At 53.4% G+C, this 13,896-nt stretch carries 13 protein-coding genes; 6 read left to right on the top strand and 7 right to left on the bottom strand.

Annotated features, from left to right (window positions below; all coding sequences use genetic code 11):
* Nucleotides 1-310 precede the first annotated feature (310 nt).
* The 3 genes from thiD (at nt 311) to thiC (ending at nt 3,780) form a co-directional block, all read left to right on the top strand.
* The gene (gene thiD, locus EDM21_RS10115; protein WP_157335214.1) at nt 311-1,225 is read left to right on the top strand and encodes a bifunctional hydroxymethylpyrimidine kinase/phosphomethylpyrimidine kinase; all 915 of its coding nucleotides are present in this window, start codon (nt 311-313) and stop codon (nt 1,223-1,225) included.
* Nucleotides 1,222-1,926: a thiamine phosphate synthase gene (gene thiE, locus EDM21_RS10110; RefSeq protein ID WP_235918129.1), complete on the top strand. Its 705-nt coding sequence runs from the start codon at nt 1,222-1,224 to the stop codon at nt 1,924-1,926. Before thiD ends, thiE begins: the two co-directional genes overlap by 4 nt.
* Nucleotides 1,927-2,004: 78 nt before the next feature.
* Nucleotides 2,005-3,780: a phosphomethylpyrimidine synthase ThiC gene (thiC, locus tag EDM21_RS10105; RefSeq protein WP_157335213.1), complete on the top strand. Its 1,776-nt coding sequence runs from the start codon at nt 2,005-2,007 to the stop codon at nt 3,778-3,780.
* A gap of 211 nt (nt 3,781-3,991) precedes the next feature.
* Here the strand turns inward: thiC and EDM21_RS10100 are convergent, their stop codons facing one another.
* Complete coding sequence (locus EDM21_RS10100; RefSeq protein WP_157335212.1) at nt 3,992-4,342, bottom strand: hypothetical protein; 351 nt, start codon at nt 4,340-4,342, stop codon at nt 3,992-3,994.
* A gap of 385 nt (nt 4,343-4,727) precedes the next feature.
* Here EDM21_RS10100 and EDM21_RS10095 point away from each other — a divergent pair, with 385 nt between their 5' ends.
* Nucleotides 4,728-5,159: a methylglyoxal synthase gene (locus tag EDM21_RS10095; RefSeq protein WP_157335211.1), complete on the top strand. Its 432-nt coding sequence runs from the start codon at nt 4,728-4,730 to the stop codon at nt 5,157-5,159.
* Between the two features lie 188 nt (nt 5,160-5,347).
* Here the strand turns inward: EDM21_RS10095 and EDM21_RS10090 are convergent, their stop codons facing one another.
* The 3 genes from EDM21_RS10090 to EDM21_RS10080 form a co-directional block, all read right to left on the bottom strand.
* Nucleotides 5,348-5,851 (bottom strand): spore coat protein, encoded by a 504-nt coding sequence (locus EDM21_RS10090; RefSeq protein WP_338043962.1) that lies wholly within the window; start codon nt 5,849-5,851, stop codon nt 5,348-5,350.
* Nucleotides 5,852-5,883: 32 nt separating this feature from the next.
* Nucleotides 5,884-6,126 (bottom strand): hypothetical protein, encoded by a 243-nt coding sequence (locus tag EDM21_RS10085; protein ID WP_157335210.1) that lies wholly within the window; start codon nt 6,124-6,126, stop codon nt 5,884-5,886.
* Between the two features lie 177 nt (nt 6,127-6,303).
* Nucleotides 6,304-6,630 (bottom strand): hypothetical protein, encoded by a 327-nt coding sequence (locus EDM21_RS10080; RefSeq protein ID WP_157335209.1) that lies wholly within the window; start codon nt 6,628-6,630, stop codon nt 6,304-6,306.
* Between the two features lie 405 nt (nt 6,631-7,035).
* Here EDM21_RS10080 and EDM21_RS10075 point away from each other — a divergent pair, with 405 nt between their 5' ends.
* On the top strand, nt 7,036-7,980 hold the full coding sequence (locus EDM21_RS10075) for an MBL fold metallo-hydrolase (protein WP_157335208.1): 945 nt from the start codon (nt 7,036-7,038) through the stop codon (nt 7,978-7,980).
* A 126-nt stretch (nt 7,981-8,106) separates the two neighbouring features.
* Nucleotides 8,107-9,366, top strand: coding sequence for a M48 family metallopeptidase (locus tag EDM21_RS10070; RefSeq protein WP_157335206.1), 1,260 nt, complete (start codon nt 8,107-8,109; stop codon nt 9,364-9,366).
* A 110-nt stretch (nt 9,367-9,476) separates the two neighbouring features.
* On the opposite strand, the gene EDM21_RS10065 is transcribed toward EDM21_RS10070, so the two are convergent.
* The 3 genes from EDM21_RS10065 to EDM21_RS10055 form a co-directional block, all read right to left on the bottom strand.
* Entirely contained in the window at nt 9,477-10,628 is a 1,152-nt protein-coding gene (locus EDM21_RS10065) for a virulence factor (RefSeq protein WP_166541930.1), read from the bottom strand.
* 252 nt (nt 10,629-10,880) lie between these two features.
* Entirely contained in the window at nt 10,881-11,468 is a 588-nt protein-coding gene (locus EDM21_RS10060) for a guanylate kinase (protein WP_157335203.1), read from the bottom strand.
* Nucleotides 11,469-11,779: 311 nt separating this feature from the next.
* Nucleotides 11,780-13,798, bottom strand: a complete 2,019-nt coding sequence (locus EDM21_RS10055; RefSeq protein WP_157335201.1) for a DEAD/DEAH box helicase — start codon at nt 13,796-13,798, stop codon at nt 11,780-11,782.
* Nucleotides 13,799-13,896: the final 98 nt, after the last annotated feature.

The following is a 13,896-nucleotide window of genomic DNA, read 5'->3' as shown; positions in this document are numbered from 1 at the left end:
AACCAAACACCAAGAACCAAACACCAAGAACCAAACACCAAGAACCAAACACCAAGAACCAAACACCAAGAACCAAACACCAAGAACCAAACACCAAGAACCAAACACCAAGAACCAAACACCAAGAACCAAACACCAAGAACCAAACACCAAACACCAAACACCAAACACCAAACACCAAACACCAAACACCAAACACCAAACACCAAACACCAAACATCAAACACCAAGAACCAAGGACCAAGGACCAAGCGCCAGCACCTAACATCAAGGAAAGCACCAGGCACGGGTATAAAAAGGAGGCAGGGAAATGCAGAGAAGCAGCGGAACGGTCGCAGGTGAAAGGGACAGAAGCCTTTCACAGCCGGATAGTCTCGGCCCGGGAATTCCAGTCGCGCTGACGATTGCAGGCTCAGACAGCGGGGGAGGCGCCGGCATTCAGGCTGACCTGAAGACTTTTCAGGAGCTTGCGGTATTCGGCACGAGCGCCCTAACGGCGGTAACAGCGCAGAATACCAAAGGTGTCCACGGGGTTCATCCGATCCCGGCAGAGAGTGTTACCGGACAGATTGATGCGGTGGCAGAGGATTTGTTTCCCGCAGCGGTTAAGACCGGGATGCTGTTCAGCGCAGAGATTATCGAAGCTGTGGCTGAGCGTGCAGCCCATTATGGCTGGCAGAATCTCGTCGTCGATCCGGTAATGATCGCCAAAGGAGGCGCGCGGCTTCTGCAGACGGAGGCCATTCAAGCTCTGACGGCGCGGCTGCTTCCGCTTGCTTCTGTGGTCACGCCGAATATACCCGAGGCGGAGGCGCTGACGGGCCGGACCATTGCGACGATGAGCGAGCGGAAGGAAGCGGCTCGTCACATTCACAGCTGGGGCGTCCGGCACGTTGTTCTCAAAGGCGGCCATGCGGGGAACACGGCGCAGGCAATCGATCTGCTGTATGACGGCAGCGGGTTTACGGAGTTTGCCGCTCCGTGGGTGGATACCCGGCATACACATGGAACGGGCTGCACTTTTGCCGCTGCCCTGACAGCAGGTTTGGCAAGGGGTATGCGCCTGGATGAAGCGCTGCTTCTGGCTAAACGGTTTATCCAATCTGCCCTGACAGATCCTCTGGAGATTGGAAGCGGACACGGCCCGACTAATCATTGGGGCTACAACCGCACCTATGGAGATCTGTACCGGATAATCCCGTCTAAGGAGGCTGTTATCTTATGATGGATCATCCGGAAGCGGAGACTGCCCTCGCCCGGACAGGTATGCTACGCGCAGCTTTGCATCTCTATTTGGTGATGGGCAGCCCTAACTGCGGGGGCCGCTGCCCGGCGGCAGTTCTGGATGAAGCGATCCGCGGAGGCATCACGATGTTCCAGTACCGGGAGAAAGGCCCGCATGCCCGTGAGGGCATAGCCAGGACGGAACTCGGACGCGAGCTCCGCGAGTGCTGCCGCCGGGCGGGAATCCCGTTCATCGTGAACGATGATATCCGCCTGGCACTGGAGCTGGAGGCCGACGGTCTTCACGTCGGCCAAGAGGATCAGGCGCAGCAGTCCGCCGCTGAGCTGCGCCGCCTTACACGCGGGCGGATTCTGGGGATATCCGCCCACAATGTTGCCGAGGCGCGGGAGGCGGTCCGTCAGGGTGCCGATTATATCGGCGTCGGACCGATGTACGCCACGGCGACGAAGCCCGATGCCCGCCGGGTGCAGGGCCCGGGGGTAATAGCGGAGATGCGCTCAGCAGGCATCTCGCTGCCGCTCGTCGGCATAGGCGGCATCACGCCGGCAGGGGCGCGGGCCGTTCTAGAGGCCGGGGCCGACGGAGTCGCCGTTATTTCGGCGATCAGCCAGGCGCCGGATGCTGTCCGCGCGGCAGAACTTTTTCAACAGGTATACAAAAATAGAGAATTTGCGGGATGAGCGTCAGGTGCTGATAGAACGAGATGTTCTGGCTTTGCATAGGTCAGTCCATCTATCCAAATTAGAGGAGGAAATTTAATGACGAACGCCAAAAATGTTCAGGAGCCTCACGTATCCGCGTTTCCAGGAAGCCGGAAAGTCTATGTGGAAGGATCGCGTCCGGATATTCGGGTAGCTATGCGTGAAATCGGATTAAGCCCGACAAGCGGGCGATTCGGAGAAGAAGAAAACGCGCCGGTGCGGGTATACGATACGAGTGGACTTTATACGGATACCGGTGAGCAAACGGACATTCGCAAGGGGCTTCCCGCCAACCGCTACGGCTGGGTGATGGAACGCGGAGATGTCGAAATGTATGAGGGCAGGCAGATCAAGCCGGAAGATAACGGTCTGCGTGCGGAAGAGGCTTTGGCTAATGCGGAGATATTCCCTGGACTGGACCGTAAACCTCTTCGTGCGAAGCCGGGCCGTAATGTTACACAAATGCATTACGCACGCCAAGGCATCGTCACGCCTGAGATGGAGTATATCGCCATCCGTGAGAATGTTGCGCCGGAATTCGTTCGGGATGAAGTGGCGCGCGGCCGCGCGGTTATTCCTTCCAATATCAACCATCCTGAAAGTGAGCCGATGATTATCGGGCGTAATTTCCTGGTAAAAGTCAACGCTAACATCGGGAACTCCGCAGTCGCTTCTTCCATTGAGGAAGAGGTGGAGAAAATGACATGGGCGACCCGCTGGGGAGCTGATACGGTCATGGACTTATCCACGGGGAAGAACATTCATACGACACGGGAATGGATCGTACGCAACTCCCCTGTGCCAATCGGAACCGTGCCGATCTATCAAGCGCTGGAGAAGGTCGGCGGCAAGGCCGAGGAGCTTACTTGGGAGATCTACCGGGACACACTGATCGAGCAGGCGGAGCAGGGAGTCGACTATTTTACCATTCATGCAGGGGTACTGCTGCGCTACATCCCGATGACGGCCAAGAGGACGACGGGGATCGTATCCAGAGGCGGCTCTATTCTTGCCGCATGGTGTCTGGCTCATCATCAAGAGAATTTTCTGTACACGCACTTTGAAGAAATCTGTGAAATTATGAAAGCTTATGATATTTCTTTCTCGCTGGGCGACGGTTTACGTCCCGGCTCTATTGCCGATGCCAACGATGAAGCGCAGTTTGCCGAGCTTGATACGCTGGGTGAGCTGACCCGTATTGCCTGGGAGCACGATGTTCAGGTCATTATTGAAGGACCGGGACACGTACCGCTGCATCTCATCAAAGAAAATGTGGACCGTCAGATGGAAGTGTGTCACGAGGCTCCGTTCTATACGCTTGGACCACTGACCACCGATATCGCCCCGGGTTACGATCATATTACATCCGCCATCGGCGCAGCCTTGATCGGTTCGTTCGGTACTGCGATGCTGTGCTATGTGACGCCCAAAGAGCACCTCGGACTGCCCAACAAAAACGATGTCCGCGAAGGGGTCATTGCTTACAAAATCGCGGCTCATGCAGCCGATCTTGCCAAAGGCCATCCTGGGGCACAGGATCGCGACAATGCGCTCTCGAAGGCGCGCTTCGAATTCCGCTGGCGGGACCAGTTCAATCTGTCTCTCGATCCCGAGCGGGCGATTGAATATCACGACGAAACATTGCCTGCCGAGGGAGCCAAGACCGCACATTTCTGCTCCATGTGCGGGCCTAAATTCTGCTCCATGCGCATTACTCAGGACATTCGCGAATACGCGCGCGTGAATGGTCTTGATGAAGATGAAGCCGCCCAAGCGGGAATGGAAGATAAAGCCGCTGAGTTCCGGCGTGAAGGCAGCGTGATCTACACTTAAATGCCCGGCATTATTCCTTGCGGGAGAAGTTTAAGATAAGAAGCCGCGATTATCGGTTACCGTGTGTTAAAAAAGCACTGCCTTGTCCCGGTTAGGGAATAGGCAGTGCTTTTGCTTGTACTATGTATGGAGGCAGATCTAGGTTACGGCCGTACCATCATGGTATGTGATTGGTATGTGAAGATCTCACTCGTCCATCCTCCGACTATGTTTATCTCTGCGGTCCGCTCTGCTGTTTATGGAGTTCTGCCGGATTGGAGCTTCCTTCTACATTTAATTGGGACTCTGCGCTTAGTTTATCCGGAGGAATGGGGATGGCTTCGGATGACTCTTTTTTTGGACTCGCAGCGCCTAATTCGGGCTCTGTCCATTCTTGGATAGCCCCTTCTTCTTCTAACCATTCTTGGGATTGAAATTGTGGCGAAAGGTCCTCGTCTTCGTCATCGTCATCGAACCCGACCGATCCATACTGGTCGCGGGCTCCTTGTATACTTTTTATGAAAACGGTTACAACTAAAAATCCGAATACGAGAAGAGTGATCGTTCCCCATAGGGCGGTCATAATCTAGAGCCTCCTTGACTTTACGAATCCAACTGCGAAAGAGAGGGATAAATCCTCCTACCATATGTACGCATGTGATGAAAAGAAGTTTCTTCTTTTTTCGGTAAATATGTAAAGAATTTGTGGCTGCATTAGGAGCTGACGGAATTAATCATCAAGTTAAGTATTGGTGGCAAGATAGAAATAGAATTGGATTTAAATATATGTAAGGAAATATTACTTCAATATGGTATGTTACCATTGAATGTAAGATAAAATTACTTATATATGCATTATGTGCTTGAGAATTCGTTATCAACTACCGTATAATACAAATGAAATCTATATCATTAGATCGTTACATTTAAAAAATGTCATATAATATAACATAATAGGAGGGATCAAGATGAAGATTGCGCTAGTGGCTCATGAAGTGAAAGCAGCGGAATTAATTGATTTCGTAGTAGCCTACCGGGAATTATTCGAACGACATGAACTGTATGCCACCGGAACGACTGCAACCATGTTGACGGATGTGACCCGGTTATCCATCAATAGGATGCGGCCGGGCGATCAGCAGATCGGAGCCATGGTAGCCCAGAATGATGTCGATCTTCTGATTTTTTTTCGAGATCCGCTCGCTTCTTTGGGACACCAGGCCGATATAACGGCATTGCTTCGATTGTGTGATGTGCAAAGCATACCGGTTGCTACGAATATGGCGACTGCTGAAATTTTGGTAAGATCGCTCGATCTAGGGTATTTCGACTGGCGGTATGCGGTTCAGACTAAGGATTTGCGTACAGAAACGGAACTAAGGGCAAGCGGAATGGAGTAGCCCGTGAGCAATGGGGCTGTCTCAAAAGGGTAAACCTGAGTGAGGCAATCCTGTAATATATGCAAAAGAACCTTCAAAACCACTATAAAAGTGGATCTGAAGGTTCTTTTGTAACCGAATATCGCGTGAAAAGTGGGACTGAATTTTCTTGAAATGACTTTTGGGACAGCCCCATGTGCTGCGGACGGCTAGATGGAGTAATGCTGGCTTTGAGCGGGCTGAATGTACTGGGAAAAGGTTGGAGCATAGTTTGTTGATGGTTGAGTGTAGTTGGTGGAAGGCTGCGTATACTGGAAAGCATCCTGGCTTCTGCCGGCAACATATTGGCTGACCAGTTGTTGGGTCTTTTGTTCGGATTTATGAGAGGACTGAATATGCTTGTCAATTTCTTGACGAAGGGCCGGCGAGGGTGTGTTATACATGTTATTCTGCTTCATGAACGTATACAGTTCGCCCTGCAGTTGCAGAGAATCCAATGTCAACTGATTGAACAATTGGCGGATGGACGGACAATTGGATTCCGTAGCTGCAGTTGCATACTCTCTAACAACGCGCTTCAGGTCGGATAAGATTGTAAAGAGCAGGTCCCGATCCTTAAGGACGGAACTGCTTTGCTGCTGGCTTGGTGAATATTGATGTTGTTGATGCTGATGTTGTTGATGTTGTTGTTGTTGATGGTTCTGCTGGTGCACAGAAATCCCTCCTTTGTTCCATGTAATTTTGCTTATTGTTGATGCTGTTGTTGTTGTTGTTGAGGCTGAGTTGGTGCTAAATTGATGTGCTGGTGGAGGGCATTCATCAGCTGGCTGTAATGGTGCTGATGACGCTGCGCGGAATGCTGGGCGAACTGCTGAATGGCCGGATTTTGTGAGCTGACTAAAGCGTTGATGGACTGTTTGATAAGCAGATCTTCGTTGGACATCGAGTCCGCGATATACTCAAGTTCTTTGGCTGTAATAGGTTGCATGGAAATCCCTCCTTTCGTATCTCTTTGTAATGTAACCAATCGGACTGGGATTATGCGGTAAATAATGAAAAATATTCAGAATACCTAGTGAATGAGTTCAGAATGGTTCTGCATACAATCACGCTGTATAATAAGGCATTAAAAAAAACCATGCGTGGAAGCATGGTCCGGGGCGAATTATTCCGCAGAGTCGGGTGAGCCCGTCGATTGGTTTCTGCGGCTGATTTCTTCGGTTACGATAAAAGCAAGATCCTCATTGCCGAACATGGACAAAACGCCTAACAACGTATCATCCGGAATGTCTCCGGCCTCTTCCTTGGGCACGGTAAGCTCTAGTGCCTGTTGAAGCTCTGTGTTGCCGCTTTGCTGGGGGTAGGCCCGCACATATAACTCTGCAGGATCTAATCCATGGTTGATACACCACTGTGCAAAAATAAGAATCATCATCCGTTCGTCGCGCTGATAATTTTCGATAATTTGCTGTTCCATCTCTTTTGAATTCATGTGAATAGTAAAGCTCCTTTCCTTGTGAAGCAAGGCTTGTCATTAATCATATGGTAACATGAAGGGACGTTGGAGAGATACTGGCGTTATATAGGGGAGAAAGGAACCGCCAATGGATAATCAGGAGGAATCTTCCTGACCAGGATAAAAAAAGATAGATTCCGGGACCGTTTTGGTTTATGATAGGGATAACAGGGACTTGGGGACTAGTCATCTAGTCTTACATCCCGAAAACCAAGCTACGCATTCTCCCAGGAGAATGCACAGTCGTGCGAGTAAGTCACATGGGGTCTGTGACCGTCCGGCTGTTGTCGAGCTTGGTTTTTTTGTGCATTCCTGGCGTGATATTATAAAAGGAACCAGGCTGGTTAGGCTTGAACTGTACGGAGGGAGCTGGATGTTGGCATGAAATCCAAAAGATTTACGAATTTGAACCCCGAGGCCGGACTAAGTACGTTTGCCGATTTGCGCAAGTGGCGCAAGGAGCGCCGGGGTAAGGTCAAGGATATGTCCTTTCAAATTGCGCTGTGTCCCCAGCGGGATCCCGTATATTTGCAAGGCAACCGGAATGACACCACCATTACCTGGATCGGGCATTCAACCTTCCTGCTGCAAAAGGAAGGACTTAATATCGTCACGGACCCGGTGTGGGCGAACCGGATGGGACTGGACCGCCGCCTTGCTCTGCCGGGTCTGGCAATCGAGGATCTGCCTCCTGTTGATGTGGTGCTTCTGTCCCATGGGCACTACGATCACCTCCATATCCGGTCGCTCCGCCAACTTCCGGGATCGCCGAAGCTGCTGGTGCCGGAGGGGCTGGGCAGCATGCTCCGCCGCAAAGGATTTCATAACATGGAGGAACTGTCATGGTGGGAGAGCAGCATGCTGGGCGGTTTGCTGTTTCATTTTGTTCCGGCGCAGCACTGGACACGGCGCTCCTTGTGGGATACGAATACATCCCACTGGGGCGGTTGGGTTATAGAGCGGGCCGATCGTCCGGGCGCCGATGCGGACAGCCTGTATTTTGCGGGCGACAGCGGATATTTTGAAGGGTTCGGGCAAATTGGGGACCGGTTTAAGATCGGCCGTGCACTCATGCCTATAGGCGCTTATGAGCCGGAATGGTTCATGTCTACCCAGCACGTATCGCCGGAAGAGGCTGTGCAGGCTTTCCTGGATGTAGGCGCCGATTATTTCGTGCCGATGCATTATGGCGCATTCCGCCTGGCGGACGATACGCCTCAAGAAGCGCTGGACCGCTTGAAGGCGGATTGGGCGAGGCGGGGCTTGGAAGAGAAGCGGCTGGAGGTGCTCGTCCATGGGCAGACGTTGAAATCGCTCACGCCTTAGTGGGTACAACGTGCTTTTTCGGGACAAACCGTCTTTTTTGAAGGCAGTGGTGCATATATATCTTGGAGAATGCCGGATAGGTAAGGACACCGAGATGCCCATTAATTCGAGAGAGCGGGGGAGACGATGAAGCGCTGGATGGTCGTGCTGATCCTCGGTTTTGCCGTGTATGCAGCGGGGATTTTAATGTATTTCGGCTGGGCGGATATATATAGTCTGCCGCCTGAGATGTTGGGGACTAACGTGGACCCGGAAACTTTCATGAGCCCGGATCAGATTCAACGCGCAGAGGCGCTTTCACGTGTTCGATCGATTGTATACTTTATCGAAACGCCTCTACAGCTGATTCTTATGGTTCTGCTCGTGGGGATTTCGATCCGCTTTCGCAAGACCGTTGAACGCTTGACAAGAAGGCGCGTGCTGCAGCTGGGATTGTTTGTCTTGTTGTTCCTATCGCTGGTGTATGCGCTCATGCTTCCGTTTGATTATTTGATGCTGCTGGTGGAACGGCATTATGGAGTGTCGAATGTAGCAACCGGAACCTGGCTTACCGATCGTGCCAAGAATCTGGGAATTGAATGGGTAACTTCGAGTCTCTTGTTCCTGGGGCTGCTTGCCATTATGCGCCGGAGCCCGCGCCGCTGGTGGGTGTGGGTATGGATGTTATCCATACCTCTGCTGCTGTTTGTCCAGTTCATTCAACCGGTCATTATCGAACCTCTTTATAACGAGTTCATTCCACTGCGTGAGGGACCCCTCAAAAAAGAACTGCTCCGGTTAGCCGCGGAATCTGGAATTTCTTCGGAGAATATCTATGAAGTGAACATGTCGGAGCGGACCAATCAGCTAAATGCCTATGTTTCCGGGATTGGTTCGAATGCGCGTGTTGTTCTGTGGGATACGACACTAGAGAAGTTGGAACCCCGCGAAATACTCGTTGTTATGGCTCACGAAATGGGCCACTATGCAGAGCGTCATATTTTCTGGGGGAGCGGATTCGGGCTGCTCCTAAGTTTCGGACTGGTCTGGGCGGGAAGCCGTTTCTACGAGGTGCTTATCCGGAATTGGGGGACTTCACGGGGGCTCAGCGGACCAGGGGACTTGGCTGCGCTGCCGCTGCTGCTCGCGGTTGTCTCGCTATTCACGCTGCTTGTGACGCCTCTGAACAATACGGCTTCCCGCCTGATGGAGGTCAGGGCCGACCGATACGCGATGCGGCTGACAGGAGATGGGGCGGCAGCTGCAAGCGCCTTTCAGAAGCTGGCTGCAACGAACTTAAGCCCGGTGACACAGCCTCGTCTGCTGCAATTGTTTCTGGGCACCCATCCGACTATCGAGAAGCGTATCCGATATTTTAATCAATACAAGGATACCTCTGCGCCATAATAAAATAAAAAAATACCCCTTGAAAATATCATGGCGGAAGCGGCTGCTTCTATACAATGATATTTCAAAGGGGTTTATTTAATTGCACAGAGCGCGCGACGGAAACAAAGTTATTCCGAGCCTTGCCGGCTGCGTGTCATTTGCTGCCAGACGGAACCTTCGGCAGCGTGCCCGCCCTCTATACGGGCGATAGCCATCTGCACCTGCATGGAAATTTCGAATTCCGGATCATCTGCAGCCTCCCGCAGTGCTTCCAATGCCGATTCGTCACCTGCTTCATACAGGAAGCGGGCGGCGCGCCAGCGGACGATTTTGTTCGCGTCCTTCAAGGCGGTCACCATGACGGGGATAGCGGCAGGATCACCGAGATCGGATAAGGTGTCTCCTGCCGTCCGCCGAACCGCCGGAGTGCGGTCTTCCATAGCCCGGAACAGGTAAGGAAGGGCTTCGGGTTCTTTGATGTCCCCCAGGAATACAATGGCCAGACGGCGGACAGATGTTTTCTCATCGAATAGCGCTTTGGCAAGCAGAGGAAGCGTGTCTACGGCAGGCTTGATGCTTTGCAGCGCCGCATATCTTATCTTCCAGTCGGGATCTTCCAGCAGCCGGTCGATCTCGTCATAGGTCAGTTCCGCGGGCTGCTGCGCAGTCCGAGCCGCGGCTGTATCCGATATGCCTTGAGCGGCTTGCTCAGCCAGAAGCCCTAAGCGCTGGTCGTCGTAGGAAGCATCGATTTCCTGCACAACATCCTGCAGGACTTCCTGCAGATCACCGTAGCGGACATCCAGCTCCTGAAGCTTCCGTTCTTTGAGCAGATGGGGGGAGCTCTCAGTGGCTTTCATAGCCGCTTCCGAGAAGCGTTCAGGCATAGCTGCGCGGGCCTCCTCGCCAGCCGCGTTCACACGCACTTGCAGCGGGATTCCGCGAAACATCTGCAGCAGCACCTTTACTTCACCGAAGCCTGAGCCTGCTTCGTCTTCTCCGGGAAGGGATGCCTGAGAATCCCCGCTGCCAAGCACCTCGCGCGCCTGGGTAAGGATCTGCTTCCAATCTCCCTTGGGAGAACGGTCCAACGCGATAAAATCGGCTACCTGAAAAACACTGGTCACACCAGGAATATCAAGCAGCTGTTGCATATAACCCGGTGCGCCTTCACGCTTATCACGGGTAAAAGTCAGGCTGCGGCCTTTGGGCAGCGCCTTGTCTACATTCAGTTTCATGCTATTCGGGCTTGGAGTCGGTTCAATCGACGTTAATTTCACACCAAACACCCTCCTTTACTCCTATTATGATACCACATTTTCCGGAAAAGAAATTTCACTGACTCAATGGCGAAAAATGCCGCTAAAGCGGGCGCGGAATGGAAAATTCCTATCCTCCCAAAAATTTTTCTTCTATATAATAGGGAAGGTGTAGGGGATTCTATGTATAGACAGAAAAGAACTCCCCCTTCGCAACAGGCTGCAAGGGGAGTCAAAGTTCAATCGTTGTATAGCGGGGACGAGTCCCGCAATCTAATCTAATTCAACAAGGTTGCGGTGGAGATAGGTATCCAGGGTTTTAGTCAAATCGAATACGGTATGAGCGATATCAATATTCTCGAACGAATGCTCACAGAGATTGCAGTATTGCATTTCTTCATGATAGTGGGACATATACAGGTTAATTTCCTCATCGGTATGACCATTCTTTAGCATCCGTGTCTCCAGCACATCAGGACCTGCATAAATACAGATACGGACAACGTGGTCCGCATAGAGTCGTTTGAGTGCTTCGGCGCCGAAGCGGTTGAGAATCAGATAAATCGCCCCGGCATTCCCGAGCATAATCTCAATGTCCATATGCTGGATGCCGTATAAGTGGGTGTCAATATCGGTAACCTCAAGGAAATTTCCGTCATCCTTATCTTTTAAGAATTGTTCCTTCGTTATAAAATGATAGTCCTGCCCGTCGACTTCAGTCGGCTTTTGGGGGCGCGTTGTATAGGAAATGACCTGTTTAATGCCGAGAGTAGAACCAGCCATCTCTGCGACAGTTTTGCGGCCGGCGCCATGAGGGCCTGTGAACACAAATATTTTGTCCTGTTCCTTCAATTCATACATACTAAAGCCTCCTGTCGTTCGGATATCGAGCAAAAGGGCATGTGCATAAGAAGGGATAAGCAGCATTAGAGAAATAGAGGAATATAGTCTATTCTACAATGAACAGAAGGGGAATGGGGAAGTTTTGTTCCTCAGAATCATTTATTTGCAGCCTCTTTTGAAAAAGAAAAAAAGAACCGGAAGCCGTTAAGCTTCCGGTTCTTTATATTAGCGCCTGCCAAAGCATGAGAACCCTGCTGAATTTAGCTGGGCTTCATTATAGTTGTGATGTGAGATCGCCTGGCAGGCAGGTATGCTTTCAAACAGCGGGCTTATCTGCCGCGTTTGAAGCCGCCGCCCCGCGGAGAATTTCCGCGTGGGCCGCCCCCGCGTGCCGATGGTCCGCGCGAGCCGGAACCGCCGCCCCGGGAACCTTTGGGGCCGCCTGTGCCGCGCGAGCCTCCACGTGCTCCGGAACCGCCCTGCCCTTTGGGGGTGCGCTGGGAAGCTTCGCGCTGTGCTGCACTGAGGCCCCAGCCGGCTTCGCCGAAAGGACCGCTGCTGACATCGCGTGCTCCGCCGCGCGGAACATTGCCGCGTTCACCGCGCTCGCTGCTGTTGCTGTCGCGGCCAGCTCGGAAATCAGTGCCGGCTCTTCCGCCGGCACCTTCGCGGCTGCTGCGGAAATCCGTATCGCGGAATCCCTCGTTTCGCGATGTGCCACCGCGGGGATTGGAGCTGCGTCCGCCGGTACTGCGCGCAGCACCGCGCTCAGACGGGCGTCCGCCGCCATAAGCGGCACCATCGCCGCTGCCGCCGCGCCGTCCGCCAGCGCTGCGTCCTGCCGGCTTGCGTCCGCTGTCACGGCTCTCGCTGCTCCAGCTGTCGCCGCGGTCTGCACCGCCGCGCGGAGCGTCTGCGCCGCGCGTACCGGCACTGCCGCCGCGCTCGCTCCAGCCTCCGGCACCGCGTGAGCCGCGCGGGTCGCTGCTGCGGGTATCGCTGCCGCGTGCAGCGCCTCCGCGGCTTCCGCCGCGGGAACTGCTTCCGCTGCGCTTGTCGTCAGCGGAACGGTGCTCCCAGCGGCCCTCAGAACGGGCCGCGGCCCGGCGGGCGCCGCCCTGCCCGGTATATTTGGTCTTGCCCGGCCGGCCTGCTCCGCCTTGGCCGCCGCGCGAGTCGCGGCTGCTGCGCTGGGGACGGTCACCGCCTGCGTCTTCGCGCTCACCGCGGGTCGCGTCTTGTCTGCGCAGCTGTTGGCGGATGCCCTGCTCGATCTGATCGACGTAGACTTGATCGCGCTGGGTAGCGAACGTAATTGCGACCCCGGTCTGACCGGCGCGTCCCGTCCGCCCGATGCGGTGGATGTAGCTCTGTGCATCCTGCGGAACATCGTAGTTGAAGACGTGAGTCACGCCTTCGACGTCAATCCCGCGGGCCGCTACATCCGTAGCAACCAGCAGCTGGATGCTTGCATCCCGGAAACGCTTCATGACCTGCTCACGCTTAGACTGGGACAGATCGCCGTGCAGCTCGTCCGACTTATACCCGCGTTCCTGCAGCTCAGCGTTCAAAGCTGCCGCTCTGCGTTTGGTGCGGCAAAAAATCATGGCAAGGTACGGCTGAGATGTGTCGATTGCTTTGCACAACGTATCCAGCTTGCCGCGATCGGTAGTGCGCACGACAGTCTGGTCGATTTCCGTCAACGTAACCTGCGGTGCTTTCACCCGGACTTCTTCCGGGTTTCTCATGTAGCGCTGAGCCAGATTACGGATAGGATCCGGCATCGTAGCCGAGAACAGCATCGTTTGACGGAGATGCTGCGGCGTCTGGGCAATAATTTCTTCCACTTCATTCAGGAAGCCCATATGAAGCATCTGATCCGCTTCATCCAGTACCAGCATGGACAGCTTGTACAGGTTAAACGATTCTCTGCGCAGGTGGTCGAGTAATCTTCCTGGTGTGGCAACGATAATATGCGCGCCGCCATTGGATGTCAGCTTACGGAGCTGCTTCTCCACATCCTGTCCGCCGTAAGCGGCAAGAACGTTAATGCCCATGTACGGGGCAAGCTTAGCCGCCTCCGCTGCGATCTGAATGGCTAATTCCCGCGTAGGGGTAAGGATCAGTCCTTGAACCTCAGAACGGGAAGTATCTGTACGCTCCAGCATTGGCAGCAGGAAAGCAAGGGTTTTGCCCGTGCCGGTCTGGGCTTGGGCTATTACATCACGGCCGCCAAACACGATAGGGAGCGCAAGCTGCTGAACGGGTGTCGGCTCATTGATGCCGTGTCTGGTCAGCAGTTTGGCTAGCTCGGGGCTGACGCCAAGATTAACAAAAGGAAAAGACATAGAAGTGATAACTCCTTCGGATTAGGGATGCTTCCCATTCTACCCTAATGGCCGCACCATGGAAAGCGATTGCTGCACATAGTCGGACTTTCACCGCA

It is taken from the genome of Paenibacillus lutrae (assembly GCF_009757775.1).
In the GTDB taxonomy this organism is placed as follows: Bacteria; Bacillota; Bacilli; order Paenibacillales; family NBRC-103111; genus Paenibacillus_F; species Paenibacillus_F lutrae.
The sequence above is the reverse complement of the archived record's forward strand: the minus strand, read 5'-3'. Positions and strand labels throughout refer to the sequence as shown.

Bases quoted from the DNA above. Each gene is read 5' to 3' on its own strand.
- thiD (WP_157335214.1), top strand. From the start codon at position 311: ATGCAGAGAAGCAGCGGAACGGTCGCAGGTGAAAGGGACAGAAGCCTT.
- thiE (WP_235918129.1), top strand. From the start codon at position 1,222: ATGATGGATCATCCGGAAGCGGAGACTGCCCTCGCCCGGACAGGTATG.
- thiC (WP_157335213.1), top strand. From the start codon at position 2,005: ATGACGAACGCCAAAAATGTTCAGGAGCCTCACGTATCCGCGTTTCCA.
- EDM21_RS10100 (WP_157335212.1), bottom strand. From the start codon at position 4,342: ATGACCGCCCTATGGGGAACGATCACTCTTCTCGTATTCGGATTTTTA.
- EDM21_RS10095 (WP_157335211.1), top strand. From the start codon at position 4,728: ATGAAGATTGCGCTAGTGGCTCATGAAGTGAAAGCAGCGGAATTAATT.
- EDM21_RS10085 (WP_157335210.1), bottom strand. From the start codon at position 6,126: ATGCAACCTATTACAGCCAAAGAACTTGAGTATATCGCGGACTCGATG.
- EDM21_RS10080 (WP_157335209.1), bottom strand. From the start codon at position 6,630: ATGAATTCAAAAGAGATGGAACAGCAAATTATCGAAAATTATCAGCGC.
- EDM21_RS10075 (WP_157335208.1), top strand. From the start codon at position 7,036: ATGAAATCCAAAAGATTTACGAATTTGAACCCCGAGGCCGGACTAAGT.
- EDM21_RS10070 (WP_157335206.1), top strand. From the start codon at position 8,107: ATGAAGCGCTGGATGGTCGTGCTGATCCTCGGTTTTGCCGTGTATGCA.
- EDM21_RS10060 (WP_157335203.1), bottom strand. From the start codon at position 11,468: ATGTATGAATTGAAGGAACAGGACAAAATATTTGTGTTCACAGGCCCT.
- EDM21_RS10055 (WP_157335201.1), bottom strand. From the start codon at position 13,798: ATGTCTTTTCCTTTTGTTAATCTTGGCGTCAGCCCCGAGCTAGCCAAA.